We start from the raw sequence: 21,214 nt of genomic DNA, 5'->3' as shown, positions 1-21,214 counted from the left end.
TCTTTTATATTTTTACGTAATGAAAAAATACTTGCTCATTGTATTATCAATATGCACTATACTGGCTTGCAACAACAAGAACGCTGCTTCTTCTGCCGGTCAGCAAAACGAGGATACTACTCAAAAAGAATTTTACCCCATAAGCGGCTTTATACAGGCACAAATTAAAAAACTTGACGCTCTTCCTCTTGCTGTAATAAAGTATACTACCATTAATAATAAAACCGATACTTCCATCATAGAAAAAAATGACTTCGCCGCAGTTGCCGGCTATTTTACCACACCTGATATTACCGCGCCAGGCATTAAAAACCAGTTTGAAGAAACTTCATTTATAGATGCCTCAATCAGCACTATTTCGCTTACCTATCTGGCTAAAAACGATACTATAACGCTAAGAAAAGCTGATGTGCTTTTAAACCAGGACAACTCCAGGGTAACCACGATCTATATTGAGAAAAAAAGTGCAGTTGCAAATGAAAGCAAAACTCAAAAAATGCTGTGGACTGCAGACAGAAATATGCAGGTTACTACAATAGAACAAGCAGCAGGATCACCGGAAAAAGTTATTGTAGAAAAATATGTTTGGGATGACAGACCGTGAATATGATTTTGAAAAGTGAGAGGGGAGCGTTCGTTTCACTTTTTTCTCTCACTTTGTCTATTATTTCTGCACCGAAAATTTTGGATTGATAAACTCCCATTCCCTGATATGTGAAGGCTGGTGCTGCTCCTGCAATATTGCTTCAAACCGCTTTACCAGCTCAGGATGCTGTGCTGCTACATCATTGGTTTCTTTCTCATCTGTATCCAGGTTATATATTTCCCAGGGAGCATTTTTATTAGTTTTCATATTGCTTTTCACTCCTTTCCAATCGCCTGTGCGCACCGCTGCCTGCCCGCTTTTTTCGGGAAATTCAAAATATAGGAATGGATGCTTTTGCTGTTGCTCATCTTTACCCAATAAAGTCGGTAAAAATGAAATGCCGTCGTTTGGCGGAGCTTTAATTCCGGTAAGCTCAGACAGGGTGGCCATCATATCAAACTGTGCTGAAACATGCCCGGTAACTTTCCCTCCGGGAATCTTACCCGGCCAGCGTGCAATAAAAGGCTCACGGATGCCACCTTCATACAATTCCTGCTTGCGTCCGCGCAAACCTCCGGTAAGATTAAAATAATCAACATCCACACCTCCTACATTAAATGTGCTTCCGTTATCACTGCTGAACATTACAATGGTATTCTCATCAAGGTTTAATTCTTTCAGCAAATCCATTATTCTGCCGATCTGTTTATCCATATATGTGATCATTGCGGCATAGGTAGATAATGGATATTTGGTTGGTGCGTATCCTTTTTCGCCGTGATATGGCTGCTCATCAAACTGACCAGTATATTCCTTCACTGCTTCATCTGGCGCCTGCAGGGATACATGCGGGGCAGTATAGGGCAGGTATAAAAAGAAAGGCTTGTTTTTATTATTTCTGATAAACGCTAATGTCTTCTCCGCCATTTTTGTTACCGCGTAATCCTGTCCTTTAAAATTATCGAATACCGAGTCTGCCGAATTTTTCGGAACAGGCCTGTGCACATAGAAACAGGTATTGCGCAACGTATCCCGTTTACCGTTTTCCCAAAGATGTGTCGGGTAAAAATTGTGTGCCTGTTTCTGGCAGAGATAGCCATAGTAATAATCAAAACCCTGCTTATCCGGGGAGCCGGTAGTATTATTCATTCCAAGCCCCCACTTGCCTACCAGTCCGGTTGTATAACCTGCTTTTTTCATAAGGTGGGCAATGGTAAAAGTTCCTTCAGGCAATGGCATTTGTCCGCCTTCTTTTTCATCTTCAAAACCACCAAGCTCATAATTACCCCTGATATAAGCATGCCCGCCATGCTTACCCGTCAGCAACATATTTCTTGCCGGTGCACATACAGGAGTGCTGGTATAATGCTGCGTAAACCGTATCCCTTCCCCGGCAAGCTTGTCAAGGTTTGGCGTTTTTATTTTTTGCTGACCGTAACATCCTAACTCCCCATATCCCATATCATCCGCATAGATATAAATTATATTGGGCTTTTGTTTTACCTTGTTCTGGGCAGGCTGCGCATATAATAACACAGCCACAATCATTCCCGCAAAAAACAAAAATGCTTTTTTCATGTTCAATAAACTTTATAAAAATTATGTTGGCAGATGATTCAATTATTTTGCAGGGTATGCATTAAATAATTCCATTAATTCCTCTCCCTTTTTATTGAATTTCGGATCGTTAAAAAGATTTACCCTTTCAGAAGGATCCCATGACAGGTTGAACAGCTCTACCGTTTCTTTATTATCCTTTTTGGTGACTCTCAGTTTCCAGTCGCCGTCTCTTACTCCCTCCAATGTATAATTATGGTAATAAACAGGTTGATGCGCTTTACTATAATTTTTGTCTGATAATAAACCGGCTACAGACTCCCCGTCTATAATTCTGTCGGGAAGTTTTGTTTTTGTCCATTCAGCAAGGGTAGGCAGCACGTCTATATTAGCAAAAGGTTTTGTAAGCACTGTGTTTGACAAAGTATGTCCTTTCCAGTAAATAATAAAAGGAACCCTGTGCCCGCCTTCAAGCGATGTGCCTTTTGATCCGCTGAAAATACCTGCTGCACCAATATGATAGGGTTTGGTAAAACCGTCATCGTACATGCGTTGCGGCGCATTCAGCCAAGGGCCGTTATCACTGGTAAAAATGAAAATAGTATTATCTGCCTGGCCTGTTTCCTCCACTGTTTTCCATATTGCTGCAAGTCCCCTGTCTATTTCTTCAATAACATCACCCAGCTCACCACCGGCAGAATGACCAGGGTATTTTTTTTGAGCGGCAAGCGCTACAGGCAGATGCGGCATATTGTGCGCAAGGTATAAGAAGAATGGTTTTTGCTGACTGGTTGCTTTTTTAATAAACCTGATTGATTCACTGGTATACAACCCGGTAAGTATACTATCATGAGGCTTATAAATTTCCGGAGCGGCATTCCTGAAAATCTTAATTACCGTATCGGTTTTTACATAAGGACTACGATAGTCGTGGCTATACAGCATTCCAAAAAAATCATCAAAGCCCTGCTTATTAGGCAATGCAGTTCCGTAATCGCCCATATGCCATTTACCCACAGCACCTGTAATATAGCCTGAGGTCTTTAACATTTCGGCGATGGTAACATCTTCATCAGGAATAGCTCTTTTATCTCCCGGGCCAACCGGCCATAGCAGGTTTGTACGGCTGCAATACCTGCCTGTTATTAAAGATACTCTTGAAGGACTGCAGGTTGGCGACGTGGTTATAAAGCTGGTAGCCATTACACCTTTGCGTGCCATCTCATCTAAAAAAGGCGTTCTTATCAACGGGTTGCCATAGCTTGAAATATCACTATAGCCCATATCATCTGTCAGCACGATAATTACATTAGGTTTTCGTGCTGCTGTTTTTGATTGGGAGAAACTAATATCAGCCATTAACAGCCACAGGCAAAAGAATGGAATGACCTTTTTTACAGCATGGATAAAATCTCGCATCAGGTAGTAATTTAAATGTGTAAAATAGAACACGGAATACACGGATGATACTGGTTAGCGTGGATCTATTCCGTGAACATCCGTATTATCCGTGTTCCATACAATTTACGGCTAAAAAACTCACCATCCCGGGTTTTGACCGAGAGCGGGATTGAGCGTTTTTTCTTTTTGAGGAACAGGCCACAGATAATGCTTTGCCGGATCAAACACCCTGCTCACGCTTGGCACCTCAACAGTAACAGGCTGCCCGTTGCTGTAATAAGTAATGCCATAGATTTTACCCACCATTACTGTTTGCGCGGTTTTCCATCTCCTGATGTCAAATAAATGCCAGCCTTCAAATGCCAGCTCAACTGTTCTTTCCCTCCGCACTGCTTTACGAAGCTCATCCTGTGTCATTCCTGTGCTTAAAGCAGGCAGCCCTACATCAGACCGCGTTCTTACAGCATTAATAGCATCATATACAGAAGCATCTATTTCATCGGATTCTATTTTTGCTTCGGCATATGTCAGCAACACTTCTGCATAGCGAAGCAAAATAAAATTCAATCCGCTTGCGCCGGGCGTTGCAAGATCATCGGCAACTATATATTTCTTCAAAGAATATCCTGTGCTCGTATTATACTGTGTTTTCCCTACTTCATCAGCACCGCCCTGGCCGGGTACCGGCTGAAACAATATTCCGCTGGGCAATACATCTCCATCTACAAACATCGTATACCTCATTCTCGGATCGCGGTTGGTATACGGATGCTCAGGATCAAAACCAGACCCAGCTTCATTAATGTCCTTGCCATTTTTCATGGTATACAGGTCAGCGAGTGCTTTGGTGGGGACAAAGGAACTGCTGCTGTTGCGCTGACTGTATGGCCCCATATATGCAAAAGCATTGTGCGTAATTGTGCCGGCAAGAAATTGCTTATCCAATATCACTTCTTTGCTATTCTCCGATGCATAGGTGAAAAGCTTTTCATATTCATCTGTCAAACCATATACATTCAGATCCATTACCTGTTTGGCTGCCGCTGCTGCTTCAGCAAAATTGCCTGACCACAAGTTGGCGCGTGCTTTGAGCGCTAACGCGGCGCCTTTTGTAATACGCCCTTTGTCGGCCGCACTATAAGTAGCAGGTAAAGCATTTACCGATTCTGATAATTCTTTATTGATGAATGACCATACCTGTGCCTGGGCCGTCCGTTCAACAGACAATCCTTCTGACACATTAATTGCAGTAGTAACCAATGGCACATCTCCGTAAAGCCCTGTAAGCTTCATATAAAAATAGGCCCTTAATACTCTTGCCTCAGCCTTTAACCGTTCAATAAGCGCTGTATTGGAAGTAGTGATATTATCAATATTATTCAATACTTCATTAGCCAGGAAAACGGAGCGATAACCATTTTGCCACTCATTCTGTATCCTGGAATGTGATGCATCATAAGTGCCGTTTTCAATATTAAATTCAACAGTGAAAGTAGTATTGGTATGCCCTATATCAGTAACACCATCCAATACGAATAAATTAACAGCATCCAATGACGCGTACACGGCGTTAACAGCATAAATGGCATCTGTTTCTGTTTTCCAGAAAATAGCTGTGGAAACCCTGTCATTGGGTACGGTATCTAAAATATCTTTTTTGCATGAGCTGAAAGCAACAGATGAAACTGCCGCGACCAGTGCTATATATTTATAAAAGGATTTCATGTTTCAACGAAATTGAAAATTTTAAAAATTAAGGTTGACGCCCAGTGTGTATAGCCGGGTTTGCGGAAAGTAATCACCTCTTCCGGATTGAACTTCCGGATCGAGATCCCATTCATTCAGCTTTGAAAATGTAAGCAGGTTGGTAGCTGATATATAAACCCGCGCGGTAGTAAGCCCGGTTTTCTTTAAAACAGCAGCCGGAACGGTGTACGCCAACTGAAGGTTTTTTAACCGCAGGTAAGAGCCGTCAATGATCAGCCTGTCTGATGTATTTACATTTCGTTGATCACTTTTACGGGGCAACGGAAATTTAGCATCCCGGCGCTCCGGTGTCCAATAATTATCTGTAACAATTTTATGGGTAAAGCCTTCAAATATGCCATACTCAGAAAGCGCTCCTGATAAACGGGTATCCACATCTGCCGCACCCTGGAAAAGCATATTTAGTGTAAATCCCTGGTAACTGATATCAGCTACTGCCCCAAAAGTATATTTGGGAAATGGATTACCGATCATTGTCCAGTCATCTGCATTGATCTGTCCGTCTTTATTAAAATCAACATATTTTACATCCCCGGGTTTGGTATTGGGCGCAATAGTGGGGTAAGCATCAATCTCTGCCTGGCTCTGAAAATAGCCATCGGTTTTATAGCCCCAGTGTGCATTAAAAGGTAAACCTACTTTTACAATGTACCGCGGATCTAAATCATAAGAGCTGTTAATAAATGGACCACCGCCATTAAGATCAATCACTTCATTTTTATTAATAGCCAAATTCGCGCTGATGCCATATCTTATCTTATGAGAATTATCACGGTAACCAACTGAAAACTCAAAGCCGGTATTATCAATAGTACCTGCATTTTGAGATGAGGAAGCAAAACCTGTAACAACAGGCAATGGCAATGCCAGAAGAATATCCGTTGTTCTCTTTTTATAATAATCTGCAGAGAATGTTAACCTGTTGTCAAACAAACCACCCTCGATTCCTATATCGGTTTGTGTATTTGTTTCCCATGATATGGTAGGGTCTGCCAGTACTGTTTGCGACAGGGTTGTTGCTGCCTGGCCGCCAAACGTATACGAACCTTGTGATAACGATGCAAAATAACTGTAAAGCGGAACAGTTTGGTTTCCTGTTTGTCCCCACGAGCCCCGTATTTTCAACTCGGTAAAAGGCGTATTTAAATTTGCAAAGAAATCTTCTTTTGTAAGTCTCCATGCAGCAGAAAAAGAAGGGAAAAAGCTATATTGCTTATCCCCTGTAAAACGTGACGAGCCGTCGTAACGCCCGTTTACTTCCAGCAAATATTTTTGATTAAATGCATAATTAAATCTTGCGAAATACGAACGTAATCCAAATTTATATTCACTGCCGCTGTTATCTTTTGTTGCATCGTTAGCTCCCTGTCCTATTGATTGAATATCGTTGTTATAGAACCGTTCGCGGTATGCAGAAAGATTATTGCCATTATTATATAATTCCGAAAATCCCACAAGTCCTTTTACCTCGTGTTGCCCGAATTGTTTTACGTAGTTTGCCAGGTAATTGGTAGTGATCTCATAATAGCGGTTACGCGTTTCTGTTAAACTACTGTTTGCAATCTGGTAACGCCTGCCCGTGATGCTGTCAAAATTGTTTACCGTATTCCGGTAAGCTTTTTCTTCAGAAAACTGCATGGTGGCTGAAACCTGCCCGGTTAGTGTTAACCCTTCCAGTACCTCGTAGTCGAGCCTTCCATTTGCGAAAAGAAAATTGGTAGCCAGGTTCCTGTAACCGGATTGTTCAGACAGCAGGAGCGGATTGAATCCCTGCGGGCTTAACCCATAAGTTCCGTCAGGATATTTCGGCGCAGCGAAAAGCGTTCCATGCAGGAACCGGTTAAATACATCTGTGGCAAACGGGCTTTTTGCCAGGTTATACCGGTAATTGAAATCAGTGCTTAATTTTAATTTAGAACGGAGCTGCATATCGTTGCTTATCCTGAACTCCCTGATATTCGCACCATAATTCGGCGCAATGCCATCCTGGTCCATATAGCGCATGCTCACACGTGTACGGGAAAAATCATTACCCCCGCTTAAAGAAATAGTATGACTGTGCTGTGGCGCAGACTTCAGTACAGTTTGAAACCATGTATTTGCATAGGGAAATTTATACCTGTCAGTAGCATTTACCCAGGCGTTGATAGCTGAATCCGAATACTTGTCGGGCACAGCAAGCTCCTGGTTGGTATATGCCAGTTGCTCATATCGCATATAAGCCGGGGTTTCCATGTTTTCAGGATCGTTCATAGATTTTTGTACTGCATAATATCCGCTATACCCTATCTGAACTTTACCTGCTTTGGCCCGTTTGGTAGTTATTAATAACACACCGTTTGCCGCCCTTGATCCGTAAATTGCTGTGGAAGATGCATCTTTTAAAACAGAAATGCTTTCTACATCTTCGGGATTGATATTGAACATCGGCTGCTCCACACCATCAACTATAATGAGGGGAGTACTGTTATCACTGTTGCCGGAAAACGTGGTGATGCCGCGTACCCTTATAGTAGCTGCAGATTTTCCCGGTTCACCACCCCTGTCTAAAACTGTAAGCCCCGGGGCTTGTCCCTGCAATGCCTGTTGCAGGTTAGAAACCGGACGCCTTACCAGGTCTTCACTTTTAATTTGAGAAACAGCGCTTGTTGTACTCACTTTTCTTTGCACGCCATATCCTACTACCACAATATCCTTTTCTTCTGTAGCTTCAATTTCCATCACAATATTTAAGCTGGTGATTTTTCCAACTGTGATGCTATTCTTTTTATACCCAACTATTGTAAACTCTACCTGGTCGCCTTCATTCGCATCAATGGCAAATTCTCCTTTCTCATTTGTGCTTGTACCCTTGCCGGTGCCTTTAATTACGATAGACACACCGGCTATCGGCTCACCTTTTCCGTCTCTCACAATTCCTTTTATTTCAGCAAATGCGGACTGCGGTTTATCCGCAGTTTGTGCTGTTACGGGCCTTTCCCGAATTACTATTGTTTTTTCTATAACAGAATAGGTAACCGGTAAGTTTTTAAAGCAAATATCAAGCACCTCCGGGAGGGTTGCGTCTTTTACTTCAATGTCAATTTTACCGGCTTTATTCAGCAAAGCGTCTTTATAAAAAAACTGGAACCCTGATTGCCGGTTTATTTTTTTTAAGACTTTTTGAAGTGTAGTACTTTTCTCTGATAAGGTAATGGTTTGAGAAAATCCTTCGGCCTTAACCTGCAGGCTGATCGCCAATAAAAAAACGGACATCAGTTTCATAATGAGAGGCGCTTTGGTTATTGCTGTCCTGCCCGGCGGCAGGGAGCAAGCAGTCAATAAATGCATACCTTTGTTTTGTTTGGTTTAAGAATTAACATTCGTAGCTGTTTGTTTGTAATGATTAATCCAAATTACCGGCAGGAGGTGCTACCAACACTTCCTGCTTTGTTAGAGTAATCAATTATTTTATTGCATAACAATTATTTTTCTTCCCTGAATATTAAACTTCACTCCTCCTGCTTCCATTATTTTTAATACCTGCTCCAAATGGCTTTCGCGACTCACTATGCCGGAAAAAGCTTCTTTGCTTATTTCTCCCTTATATAGTACCTCTATATTATACCACCTGCTTATCTGCCGCATAATGGTTCCTATATCATTGCTGTTAAAATAGAATGATCCGTTTTTCCAGGCAATTACCTCATCTGTATCTATATCATCTTCCACTAATATTTTTCCATTTGAAAAACTTGCCTGCTCACCAGGTTTCAATATTTTATAATCAGCGCTCATATTGCATTGCACAGCACCTTCAAGCAATGTTGTTTTTACGGCTCTTTCATCATCATAGGCATTTATATTAAAATGCGTACCTAAAACCTGTACCTCTCCTACATTTTCTCCTGAGGAAGAGGTGATCTTTACAATAAAAGGGGTCTTTGTTTTTTTATAATGCCGGGCAGCTACTTCAAAATAAACTTCGCCGCTTACTTTTACGATTCGCTCTGCAGCATTGAAAACTGTTGGAAATGAAATAGACGAAGCAGCATTGAGCCACACAGCCGTACCATCCGGCAGCAGCGCCTGGTACTGGCCTCCGCGGGGCGTGGTGATGGTATTGTATGTTGGTTGCGTTGCTCCGGCAGCAGAAGCCTCATATACCAATTTTCCGTCCTGCAGCTTTATCACTTTTGTATTTCCCTGGTTGCTCAGTAATCCGTTTGCCGCACTATCTAAAACAACTTTACTCCCGTCAGACAGGGTGAGTATGGCATTATTTCCACCCGGGACTATTTTAACCGAACCGTTTATGCTTACCTGTGCAATACCCACTTCCCTGGCAGGAAATAAATACCATATCGCACCGGCGCCAAGCAGGAATACAGCAGCAGCAACCCATCTTAATATTTTTTTTGCCGGGTAGGAAATTATTGTTGCTGTATCCGGTTTATCAGGATCCATACCGGTTTGCGAAAAGAAACGCCGGGTGGCCGCATCAACATCATATTGCTCCATTTCCTGCAGGCTCTCTGCCAGGATATCCTGCTCATTTATTTCTTCAATTAATCGTCTGTTTGTCTCACTACTGTTCATCCAGCTTTCCAACTCAACAGCTTCATCTTCGGTAAGCTGGCCAAACCTTCTTTTTTTGATCAATCCGGCTATATATATAACCTCTTCTATTCGCTTATCTTCCATGTGTAATACGCTGGTTCAATAAAATAAAACACCGGTAAATATTATTTGTACCAAAAAAAACAACCTTATTTTAATAAAATTTTCCCAGGCAGATGAGTAAGCCAGGCAGGTATGTTTCCCATTTGGGCTTCAGCGCTTTCCTGATAATAGAGAGGGCTGTTGTCTTTTGATTTCTTACTGTTTGATTGGACAACTGCAAATGACCGGCAATTTCTTCATTTGACATTTTTTTAAAATAAGCCAGGTAAAAAACTTCCCGCATACGTGGCGAAAGTGAGACCATCTCCTTTCGTATTTCAGCCAAAAGTTCCGCATAAATAATTTCATGCTCATCCGGATCATCTGCATGTAAATAGGTTTCTGCAAAAACCTCATGCCTGATCTTCTCCCTTTGTTTACTCCTCACAATATTAAGGCAATGGTTACGGGTAGATGTGTACAGATATTGTTTGAGCTGTTGCATGCAGGTAAAATCTGCATTTTGCCGCCACAGCTTTACAAAAATTTCCATTATTGCATCCTCGGCAGCCGTATCGTTATCTAATAATATTCTTTTGGCAAAACGACATAGTACAGGGTAATATACACGAATTAAATACTGCCAGGCAGCAGTATCATTTTTCCGCAGCAATTCTAAACAATCATTATCATTCTCAATTGTAGCCATAGTTGGTTATAATAAACATCTAAAACACGATAACATTCCGGTCAAAGAATTTTGCATATCGCTATTCCATGCTTTCAACCAAGCTTCCATTCCAATCCTTCTGCAAATATAGACAGCTCTCTATGTAAAATCATAGCATTGTTTTGTATCGCCTGTTTGCGGTGGTAAGAAGCAAGCGAAATCTGCAATCCGGCAAAGCAAAAATAGTAGTTCTTTATTAGTCTACAAAATTAGTAGATTAATAATTTATAGTGAATGCGCTTTAATATTTACCTCCGGAAAGCAGGTTTCAGATTGCCGCTTCCAGTATATAGTTCGGGAATATGGATTTCGCCGCACAGAAACATGATGATAAACAAACCAGGCTTATGGAAAACTTAATGTTGTTTTGTCATCTCCGATAAACACTTATAATAAGCTAATTTTGCAGCTTCATTTATGACCCAGGAAGCTTTTCAGCAAATTGCACATACCATACCTGTTGAACCCGGTATTTACAAATATTTTAATGCCGGCAATGAATTGCTGTATGTAGGAAAAGCCAAAAGCCTTCGCAAAAGAGTAAGCTCCTATTTTAATAAAACCTTTACCAATTATAAGACGCATGAGCTGGTTCAACGTATTCACCATATTGAGTTTACCATAGTAAACTCCGAACAGGATGCTTTTCTTCTTGAGAATAATCTCATCAAGCAGTTTCAGCCCAGGTTTAACATCAATCTTAAAGACGATAAAAGCTATCCTTATATAGTGATCAAAAAGGAGCCTTTTCCCAGGATTTTTCTTACCAGGAGAAAAATAGAGGATGGCTCGGAATATCTTGGACCATTTACCTCAGTAGGCAAAGTGAGAGAGCTGATTGATTTTATTAAGCAGAACATTCCATTGCGTACCTGCAAGCTTAATCTCAGCAAACAAAATATTGAAAAAGGAAAATTCAAGGTTTGCCTCGAATATCATTTAGGGAACTGTAAGGGGCCCTGCGAAGGATTACAGAGCGAGGAAGATTACGGGGAAGGTCTGAAACAAATCAGGAATATTTTAAAAGGAAATCTTGCGCCCGTAATATCAGTATTTAAAGATGATATGAAAAAGCTGGCTGAGGCCATGGAATTTGAAAAAGCGGAAATACTGAAAAAGAAAATAGAACATCTTCAGCAATATCAGGCCAAATCAACCATCGTAAATAATAAGCTCGGGAACCTTGACGTGTTTTCAATAATACAGGAAGGCGATACGGCTTATGTAAATTATTTAATGGTACAGAATGGCACTATTGTGCAAACGCATACGCTTACGCTCGAAAAGAAATTAGAAGAAACCGCCGAAGATATTCTTGAATTTGCCGTTGCGCAGATACGTGACACCTTCAATAGCCTGGCTAATGAAATTATAGTGCCCTTGCCTATTGATTTTCCGCAGGAAGGTATAACTGTTACCATACCCAAAAGCGGTGACAAGAAAAAGCTGCTGGAGCTCTCTGAAAGAAATGTGAACTACTTCCAGGAAGAGTTAAGAAAGAAGAAAATGCTGCGGCTGGAAGGAAAAACCGATGAGGAAAAACTGGGTATACTTCAGCAATTGCAAGAAGATCTTTCACTGCCACAAACACCATTGCATATTGAATGTTTTGATAACTCCAACTTCCAGGGAAGCTTTCCTGTATCAGCTATGGTTTGTTTTAAAATGGGCATGCCGAGCAAAAGCGATTACAGGCATTTTAATGTAAAAACCGTTGAAGGCATTAATGATTTCGCTACTATGAAAGAAGCGGTTTTCCGCAGGTATAAAAGATTGTCGGCAGAAGAAAAACCATTGCCTCAACTGGTGGTTATTGATGGAGGAAAAGGGCAATTAGGTGCCGCGCTCCAGGCAATTCATGAACTGAACCTGGATGGAAAAATGACATTAGTTGGTTTGGCTAAAAATGAAGAGGAGATTTTTTTCAATGGTGATCAGCAATCCATAAAATTACCATGGGATAGCAGCAGCCTTAAGTTGTTGCGCCAGATCCGCGATGAAGTACATCGCTTTGGCATAACCTTTCACCGCCAGAAAAGAAGCAAGGGCACTTTTAAGAATGAGCTTGAAACAATCCAGGGAATAGGCAGGGCTACAGCAGAAATGCTGCTGAAAAAATACAAGTCTGTAAAAAGAATAAAAACATTAACGCAGGAGGATCTTGCTGATGTGGTAGGCAATGCAAAAGCTGCACTTTTGCAAACCTATTTTAATGGCAAAAGTCAGTCTTAAGAAACCTGACAGTTACCGGTTACCTAAAATAAAAAGGGGACCGGATAGATATCCAGCCCCGTTTTTAAAATCCAATATCCTATGAAAAACCGGGGTAAAGATAGTGTAGGGTTTTCACATGACAATACCTGTTTCTGGGTATTTTTACAAGAATGCGACGGTAATTTTACCGATACAATCATTTACACTCAGTATATAAATTCAACCCGGTTGTCGTCAAATATTTATTATCAATATATATGAATGCCATGTTGCTGTTATCCATTTTTTTCTTTATCCCCGGTACCCGTAAATCCTTCTACAACAGTATAAAATTCAATTCACCAGGTATATTAAAACAAAAATCCCGATCATTATTGACCGGGATTTTATTTGCGAAATATTTATTATTTACAGTATTAATATGACCAGAGATCCTGCTCGTAATTGAAAATCCTGTCTTTCACGCTTTCACCTTCCAGCAGTCTTAATACACCATCATTAATGTATTGTTTCAGGAACTGATCATATGGATTATCAAGCGTGGATTTGATTACATAGCTACCAAAAAAGCGGCTTTCGAACAATTCTTCCCAGCTCATACGTGCACCAAAGTTTTTACCATTGTATACTTCGTATTTAGCAAGGGCAGGCCTCATATCAGGATAGTAAATCCAGAAGATTGGGGCAGAACCAAGCTCTTTACCTGTATTTTTATCAAAGTAAGTTTTTACAGGAGCGATACCAAGGATCCTCACATACATTCTTGAAGATTCTTTATCAAATACCCACTCTTCCTTAACCCTGAATTTGGTAACATCATCCATATTGAACTCTTCGCAAACCACAGACTCTTTCATGATACCTTTTGATAAAGTAGGATCTTTATCAGTATCAGGCACCATGATAGTATCGCAGCTTCCGGCCAGTTTTGAACCTATCTGCTCCAGTGTCATCGGGGTAGTAAACCTGTCATCAATTGAAGCATCGAAGGCTGTAACTTCACCGCTCTTCACTGTATTCAGCAGAATAGCAATGAAACGCTGGTTACCATTATCTTCATCTGCTGAATAGCGGAAAGGAAGATTGATCTTTTCGCGTATATCTATTTCTCTCCATACTTTTTCCCTGAAAATGGCATCATCTTCACGAATATGCTCATAAGACAAAGGCGTTCTGTCTTTTACAAGATTTTTTTCGATCGCATTATCGTTGCGGAGCGATTTCCTGATGGTATCCATTTTAATAGGATCTTTTGGCTGTGCTTTTACAACCATTGTATCCTGCTTGGCTACACCAAGGTTTGCATCAGCCACATTAGCCTGAGTTTTCTTGGCAGAGGCTTTCTTTTTAGCAGTGGTTGTGGTTTTACGCGTTGTTTTCTTTCTTGTTTGCGCGTCTACCACATTAATTGCCATTCCAAAAGCAACTACCAGTAAAGCATATTTCGCGAATTTCCATTTCATGGTCAAAATGTTTATTAAACTCTAAATAGATATCTACTAAATTTTATCTTAAAATAAAGGACAGGTCTCTTAATTTTATAGTTCTTCCATCAGGGCCTCTGGCCTTAATATCGGCAATATAAACGCTACGCCCGGGCTTTAAGTTATTAACAACATTAGCTGCAGCTCCTGACCAACGTGCTCCATTATTAGGCACAAGATTGAAGTCACCAGCGCTTTGATCAGCTATAGAGTAACTTATTACCTCGTAATTAGCCTCAAATTCAGAATTCTGCAATACTGCTCTTACGCCTCCCATTGCTTTAAATTGAGCTGTAGGCACCTGCCCCATTTCAAAGGTACCGACCATTGCTGTTGGAGGAGGTAAATATTTTACACGGAATGAAACTTTACCTGCAGATTTACCATCAACTAATACGTTAACATCAGCAGTTCCTGGTTCTTTTGGTTTAGCAATATATTTGCTGCCACCAGCTTTGCTAACATTACCATTACTGATTGACGCGCTTACTTTTTCACTACCTGCGCCAGCTGTTATGGTTAATGGGTTATCAACACCAACATACAATACATTCATTTTGTCTGCCATTACCGCTACACCGGAAGGCTGGCCTACGGTATATTCAAATACTTTGCTCAATGTTTTTTCTTCGCCGGTGCCAGGGTCAGGATATTTTACATCAATCTTTACACTGTGACCACCCGAACCGCCGGCAGGCATTTTAATTTCCGCTACTCCATTATCATTAACAGCAGCAGGAGTTCCATTTACAAATACCTTTGGTTTTACTTCAGAGTTAAAAGCACCCAAACCCGCTTTTAATTCCAGTTGTTCACCGGGCATAAGATAGGTAGAATTTGCACCTATCATTGGTTCAAACTTGTTAAAAATTACTTTTTGTTCACCAATTCTTTTAAAGCAATAAGAAGCTACTTTGTTTTCAGTATTTTTTACATCATTCTGAAACTTACTTAAAATAGTTAGTGCAGCAATAGAAGGTGTCATGTGAAAGTAAGCGTCTGTCCAGCTCTGGTTGGTATTACCGGCTTCAGATACAGGTTGCTCAAGATTAATCGGCAGGCTGTGATCAAATTCTTTTGCGATATCAGGATCTATTGCCAATATGTCTTTTTTATACTGCTCCAATGCTGCGCGTAATTTTTCGCCTTCTCCATTGGTAGCCATCAGGCGGGTTGCGGCATCCAGGTTCTCTACTTTAAAAGTAGTGTCTCCTTTTTCAGGCGCATAACCGCTTTCTCTTTTTAACTTGTCTTTCAGGTCATCTATATAGACTGACATTTTAGAAGACAGTTCTTTTACCTGGTCAGCCTTTGGCTTCCAAAACGCCGCTTTTTCGCGGGTTTTAGGTTCTTCAAGGCTGGCTGCAAATGCAGTGTATATTTCATCAGTAGCTGCCGTGAGCGTACTGTTGGATTTAACTAAACTGTTATCGACTGTTTTAAAGGCATTGATGATTTCGGCAGACACATTCAGCGCCAGCAATGCTGTCAGCACCAAATACATCATATTAATCATCTTCTGCCGCGGCTCTTTAGGTAGTGCCATGATTTTTCAGGATTTAATATTTACGAATCAAGGGTTAATAATATCGATCAATCCACCGTTCTGGTTATCTGCCCTGCATTGCAGCAAGCATATTACCATATACATTGTTCAGGTTACCAAGGTTTTTAGCCAGCAGGCTGATCTGCTCCTGCGTTTTCTTCGCATCTTCTACGCTACCCTGCATTGTTTGAGAAGCCTGTACAAGATTGCTGTAGAAGCCATTCATCGCCTTAAGGTGATTATTGGTATCCTGTAACTCTAATTCGTAAATAGTATTTAAAGAAGATAAGTTCTTTGTAAGTGTTTGAACCTGGCCATGGAACTGCTTTGTTGAATCAGCAGCTTCATTAAAGCTTTTAGCGGTATTGGCAGCACCTAAATAAGCATCTTTTACCTGCTCAAGCGCCTGGGTGGCAGCTTTTGTTTTAGCAGCATACTCACCGGTTGCAGCAGTTACATCTGCTATATCAGCCATTTTTTCTACTGTTTTACCCAACTTGCCGAAATTTTCGCCAAGGCGTTGAAGATTAGTAGGATTAATAGCTGCATCCTGCAACATTTTATCCATAGAAGCTAATGCGGGATTTCCGCCAGCTACGCCTACACCACCTTTCAGTGATTCAGCAATTTCTTTCATTTCACCACCGGGAGGGGGTAAGAATGCATAAACCAGGAAGATTACAGCTTCAGTTAAAAGGCCAACTGTAAGCATCATGTCCGCAATAGGCTTATGAAGGATTTTCGCCCATGCGCCAAAGATAACGACTGCTGCGCCTACGCACACAAATACGTTTACTAGTCTTTCGGTGGATTTACTTGTGCCTGCCATAAAAAGAGAATTTTTGTTTTTTTAAAGGGTTTTTCTTTTTTTAGATTTCAAAAGGTAATGATCATACAATGTCAAGTATTGCACTTCACAAAGCATAATTAGTTTAGAATTACTGATTCAAATTATTTAACTAAGCAATAAGTTAGGTATGGTGCTACCAGATTGTATTACCTGTTCTTGCCGGATGGCGGAAGATCGATAACACACCTGAAGCCGATATAAGATTTTGCTGTATCCTGGTATTCGTAAGCACGGGTGCTTGTTTGTAAGAAATAGCCAACATCTTTCCAGCTACCACCGCGTATAACTTTACGTTTCATACGGGGAGGATCACTGTCTTTAGCGTTCCAGCGAATATCAGGGTTCATATCATGCTGAAAGTTGTAAGCGCCTTCATAATAGAAAGATGAAGTCCACTCCGCTACATTTCCTGCCATATTATATAAACCGAAATCATTAGGCCAATAAGCATCCGCACGCACAGGGTATAAGCCACCATCTTCAGCATAGTTACCACGGCCAGGTTTAAAGTTAGCTAACAAACAACCTTTCTTGTTCCTCAGGTAATAACCACCCCATGGGTAAGGCGCCTGTGAACGTCCGCCGCGTGCTGCATATTCCCATTCAGCTTCTGTAGGTAACCTGAAATCAGATTCCTGTGTTCTTTTCTCAGATTCAAGATATGCATTCATGTATTTTGTTCTCCACTCGCAAAATGCTACCGCCTGTTTCCAGTTTACACCAACCACAGGATAGTTACCAAATGCCGGGTGAGAAAAATATCTTTTTGACATAGGTTCATTATAAGAGTACGAAAAGTCTCTTACCCAAACCAAAGTATCAGGATAGATAGGTACTTCCAGCTTTTCAATATACTTAGAGCGCGGCTGAGAAGCATTTTCTTTAGCAGCAGCTTCTTTGTATTTAAAAGTTTCTGAATGATAAACCAGTTTATTGGCGTCCAGCTCTTTTTTGCCGAAAATGCGGTTGTCAGGAGAAACAATCATAGCATCAAGCTGCTCAATTGTTTTAGGATCGTTCCATTTAATGGTTGAAACTTTTTTCCAGTCAAGGCTATTACCATCTTTTGACTTATAACCCAACTTTTCACCAGCAATGGAATCTCTTACCCAGTTAACAAACTGGCGATATTCATTATTGGTTATCTCAGTTTCATCCATCCAGAAACCGCTGATAGTAATCTGCCGGTTACGGGCAGTAAAAGCATAGTTGATATCCTCATCGCTGGGGCCCATGTGAAACGTTCCCTGGGGTATGTACGTCATACCCGGAGGCTTTGGCAAAGAGTATTTACCACCCGGAGCTACACCTACCAGTTGGCCTTTATCTTTGGGTAATGAGCCTTTTGAAGATGATTTCGACTTGCCACAACTTACAATCGCTAACGCGAATGCAGTAATTACAAAGAGATTGGTGAAGAGGCTTTTCACTTTCATAAAAATAGCTTAAAGGGTATTTGGACAAATATAGATGAAATATTAATTTAAATTTTCAGCGTTTCAAATATTATATTTTTTTTAGCGTACAGGCATATTATGCCGGCAACACAGGTAATATAAACGGTTGGTGTTATTACTTATTGTGCTTTTTTGCGCTTTATCACTTCCCCCCTAACTGGCTTATCAGATCTTCAATATGCTCAACCGGCCTCAGGCAATTATAATTACGGCACAGGTATATATATGTCTTATTTTCTACCCATCTCTTATATAAAAGAGGAAATGCGACGTCATCATTTACTGATGTTTGCATTACTTTATTAGGCATATAATAAGATAATAAACAATCTTTTAGCGCTTCAGCTTGTTCTCCAACTATAGCAATCTCATTAATACTATTGCAGCTATCTGTAATACTGCCTGCCCAGGCGCCAAAAGACACAGGATATTTAACCACAATATCAGCAACGGCACCGGTCATTTTATCAGCAATTTCCTTCCATTGACTATTGTTAAAAACGAGCGATAAATATTGCAAATTCCAAGCCATTATTGCATTGCCCGAGGCTGTTGCGCCATCATATATTTCTTTTATACGTATAACAACATCCTCCTGGTTGCTGTGGGTGTAAAAAAACAAACCGGTTTCCACATCCATAAAATGCTTTACTGCGTATTGTGCATATTCCTCTGCTTTTCTTAAATAGTCCTGGTTGCCGGTAATTTCCTGCAAATGAATAAGCGCCTGAATAAGGTAAGCATAATCATCAATAAAAGCAGGCACTTCACTTTTTCCATTCTTATAAGTATGCCTTAAACCATTGCCATTACTGAATTTCGCCAATAAGAATTCCAGGTTCTTTATGGCAAGCTCTTTACAGGCGGTATTCCCTGTGGCTGCATATGCTTTTGAGCAGGCGGTATTCATGAGTGCATTCCACCCGAGCAAAATTTTATCATCCAGCCCAGGCCTGGTTCTCTTGTTTCTTTCGCGCAAAAGAACAGAACCGCAACCGGAAAGTATGTTACTTAATTCAGCCTGGTTTATTTGCTTATCCGGCGCAAAAGCCTCTGATGGTTTTGGAATATTGAGGATATTCCTGCCTTCCCAATTGCCCTTTTCAGTTATATCATAATATTCGCAAAATAAAGCAGCAGCATCGCCCAGTAAATCATTTACCTCCTGCTTATTCCATACATAATATTTTCCCTCCTCTCCTTCACTATCTGCATCAAGCGCTGAAAAAAAGCCCCATTCTTTGCTCATCAGTTCACGCTTTACAAATCCAAAGGTTTGATCAATTATATCTTTATACAAACTATGCTTTGTGAGCTGGTATGCATCGCACAAAACGGCAATGAGCAAAGCGTTATCGTACAACATTTTTTCAAAATGCGGAACCAGCCATTCCGTATCCGTTGAATACCTGGCAAACCCTCCGCCTAATTGATCATATATCCCGCCATATATCATTTTATCCAGGCTAAGCAGTGCCTGGCGTAAAGCAGTTTCATTTTTATAGTAATAGTAGTAACGCAGGCAAAATGCAATGGAAAATGTTTGTGGAAATTTTGGTGCACGTCCAAAGCCACCCCATTCCGTATCAGCATTGGTCATCAGGTTTTCAAACATGGTATCTATATCCTTGTGGGATATTTTTCCACCATTTGAAACCGGACTTATACCAAATGAGTTGGACTGCAAAAGATGTTGTGTAAGATCTTCTGCCTGGTTGTTTATCTCTGCTCGTTTTTCTTTAAAAGCCTTCATCACCCCAACCAGTATCTGCTCCCATGAGGGCCGGCCGGCTACAGGTGAAGGGGGAAAATATGTGCCGCCATAAAATGGCTTTTTACCTGGTGTAAGAAAAACATTTAATGGCCATCCGCCACTGCCTGTCATTGTTTGTACGGCATTCATGTATATATGATCGAGGTCAGGCCGCTCTTCACGATCGATCTTGATATTTACAAAGTGATCATTCATGAAAGCCGCTATCTCCTCGTCTTCAAAACTTTCTTTCTCCATCACATGACACCAATGACAGGCTGAATATCCAATGCTTACCAGTATAGGCTTATCTTCCTGTAAAGCTTTTTGCAGGGCAGTTTCTCCCCAGGGATACCAATCCACAGGGTTATGTGCGTGCTGAAGTAGGTAAGGACTTGTTTCGTGAATGAGATGATTTGAGTAATTATCCATTCAGCGAAATTCGGAGTTATTTTGTTTTATAGCTGTTCATATATTTTTCCAGGGCAGCCACCATCGAAGGGGTTTCCGGCGCGGGAGCCTTAATATGCAATGTTAACCCGGCTTCCTCAACAGCTCTTGAAGTATTATTTCCAAAAGCGCCTATTCTAGTACCGTTTTGCTTATATCTCGGAAAATTTTCGAGCAGGCTTTTTACACCACTTGGCGTAAAGAAGCAGATAATATCGTATTCTGCCTTTGTAAGCAACTGTTTCACATCGTTACTGATAGTTCTGTACATAAATGGCGTTACAAACTCACATTTGTTTGTTTTAAGCCAGTTCACGATTTCGTTATCCTGCTGATTTTCAGAACAGGGGTACAGGAACTTTTCGTTTTCTTTATGCTTGTTTATTACATCAAACAAACTTTTGTTAGTACCATCAGCTCCGTAAAACACTTTACGCTTTCGGTACAGGATGAACTTCTGAAGATATAAAGCGACAGATTCGGTGATACAGAAGTATTTTGTGTCTTGCGATATAGTCACTTTTAGCTCTTCGCAGGTGCGAAAAAAGTGGTCTATAGCATGGCGACTAGTAAAAATAACCGCACTATACTGGGCTATATCTATTTTTTGCTTCCGAAAGTCTTTAGCAGGTATTCCTTCAAGGCGAATAAAGGGGAAAAATTCCAACTCTACACTATGCCTTTTAGCCAATTCAAAATAAGGAGATTTATCTGAATCAGGGCGCGGTTGGGTTATCAGCACTTTTTTAATAGGAACAACAGAACTATTTCCTGCCAT

Annotated in this window: 14 protein-coding genes; 2 read left to right on the top strand and 12 right to left on the bottom strand. The window is 40.8% G+C overall.

Going from position 1 to position 21,214, the window contains the following annotated elements:
* The first annotated feature begins 19 nt into the window (after nt 1–19).
* Nucleotides 20–604: a hypothetical protein gene (locus tag DC498_RS14515; protein ID WP_116874892.1), complete on the top strand. Its 585-nt coding sequence runs from the start codon at nt 20–22 to the stop codon at nt 602–604.
* Nucleotides 605–664: 60 nt separating this feature from the next.
* Here the strand turns inward: DC498_RS14515 and DC498_RS14510 are convergent, their stop codons facing one another.
* The 6 genes from DC498_RS14510 to DC498_RS14485 form a co-directional block, all read right to left on the bottom strand.
* A complete protein-coding gene (locus tag DC498_RS14510) occupies nt 665–2,164 on the bottom strand; it encodes an arylsulfatase (protein WP_116874891.1) in 1,500 nt (499 codons plus the stop codon).
* A gap of 42 nt (nt 2,165–2,206) precedes the next feature.
* A complete protein-coding gene (locus DC498_RS14505; RefSeq protein ID WP_165813849.1) occupies nt 2,207–3,562 on the bottom strand; it encodes a sulfatase-like hydrolase/transferase in 1,356 nt (451 codons plus the stop codon).
* Nucleotides 3,563–3,682: 120 nt separating this feature from the next.
* A complete protein-coding gene (locus DC498_RS14500) occupies nt 3,683–5,269 on the bottom strand; it encodes a RagB/SusD family nutrient uptake outer membrane protein (RefSeq protein ID WP_116874889.1) in 1,587 nt (528 codons plus the stop codon).
* A gap of 21 nt (nt 5,270–5,290) precedes the next feature.
* On the bottom strand, nt 5,291–8,575 hold the full coding sequence (locus tag DC498_RS14495) for a TonB-dependent receptor (RefSeq protein WP_165813848.1): 3,285 nt from the start codon (nt 8,573–8,575) through the stop codon (nt 5,291–5,293).
* A gap of 186 nt (nt 8,576–8,761) precedes the next feature.
* Nucleotides 8,762–9,994 carry a FecR family protein gene (locus DC498_RS14490; RefSeq protein WP_116874887.1) on the bottom strand — a complete coding sequence of 411 codons (1,233 nt, stop codon included), beginning with the start codon at nt 9,992–9,994 and terminating at the stop codon, nt 8,762–8,764.
* A gap of 70 nt (nt 9,995–10,064) precedes the next feature.
* Nucleotides 10,065–10,661, bottom strand: a complete 597-nt coding sequence (locus DC498_RS14485; RefSeq protein ID WP_116874886.1) for an RNA polymerase sigma factor — start codon at nt 10,659–10,661, stop codon at nt 10,065–10,067.
* Between the two features lie 438 nt (nt 10,662–11,099).
* Here DC498_RS14485 and uvrC point away from each other — a divergent pair, with 438 nt between their 5' ends.
* Complete coding sequence (gene uvrC, locus DC498_RS14480) at nt 11,100–12,914, top strand: excinuclease ABC subunit UvrC (RefSeq protein WP_116874885.1); 1,815 nt, start codon at nt 11,100–11,102, stop codon at nt 12,912–12,914.
* 398 nt (nt 12,915–13,312) lie between these two features.
* On the opposite strand, the gene gldN is transcribed toward uvrC, so the two are convergent.
* From gldN to DC498_RS14450, 6 genes are all read right to left on the bottom strand, one after another.
* Entirely contained in the window at nt 13,313–14,359 is a 1,047-nt protein-coding gene (gene gldN, locus DC498_RS14475) for a type IX secretion system protein PorN/GldN (protein ID WP_116874884.1), read from the bottom strand.
* A gap of 43 nt (nt 14,360–14,402) precedes the next feature.
* Nucleotides 14,403–15,926, bottom strand: a complete 1,524-nt coding sequence (gene gldM / locus DC498_RS14470) for a type IX secretion system protein PorM/GldM (protein ID WP_116874883.1) — start codon at nt 15,924–15,926, stop codon at nt 14,403–14,405.
* 64 nt (nt 15,927–15,990) lie between these two features.
* Nucleotides 15,991–16,755: a T9SS inner membrane protein PorL/GldL gene (gene gldL, locus DC498_RS14465; protein WP_116874882.1), complete on the bottom strand. Its 765-nt coding sequence runs from the start codon at nt 16,753–16,755 to the stop codon at nt 15,991–15,993.
* A gap of 167 nt (nt 16,756–16,922) precedes the next feature.
* Nucleotides 16,923–18,212, bottom strand: coding sequence for an SUMF1/EgtB/PvdO family nonheme iron enzyme (locus tag DC498_RS14460; RefSeq protein ID WP_116874881.1), 1,290 nt, complete (start codon nt 18,210–18,212; stop codon nt 16,923–16,925).
* Nucleotides 18,213–18,375: 163 nt separating this feature from the next.
* On the bottom strand, nt 18,376–20,418 hold the full coding sequence (locus DC498_RS14455; protein ID WP_116874880.1) for a thioredoxin domain-containing protein: 2,043 nt from the start codon (nt 20,416–20,418) through the stop codon (nt 18,376–18,378).
* 16 nt (nt 20,419–20,434) lie between these two features.
* On the bottom strand, nt 20,435–21,214 hold the full coding sequence (locus DC498_RS14450; RefSeq protein WP_116874915.1) for a uroporphyrinogen-III synthase: 780 nt from the start codon (nt 21,212–21,214) through the stop codon (nt 20,435–20,437).

The sequence above is a fragment of the Terrimonas sp. genome, assembly GCF_003075435.1.
Lineage (GTDB): Bacteria > Bacteroidota > Bacteroidia > Chitinophagales > Chitinophagaceae > Agriterribacter.
The sequence above is the reverse complement of the archived record's forward strand: the minus strand, read 5'-3'. Positions and strand labels throughout refer to the sequence as shown.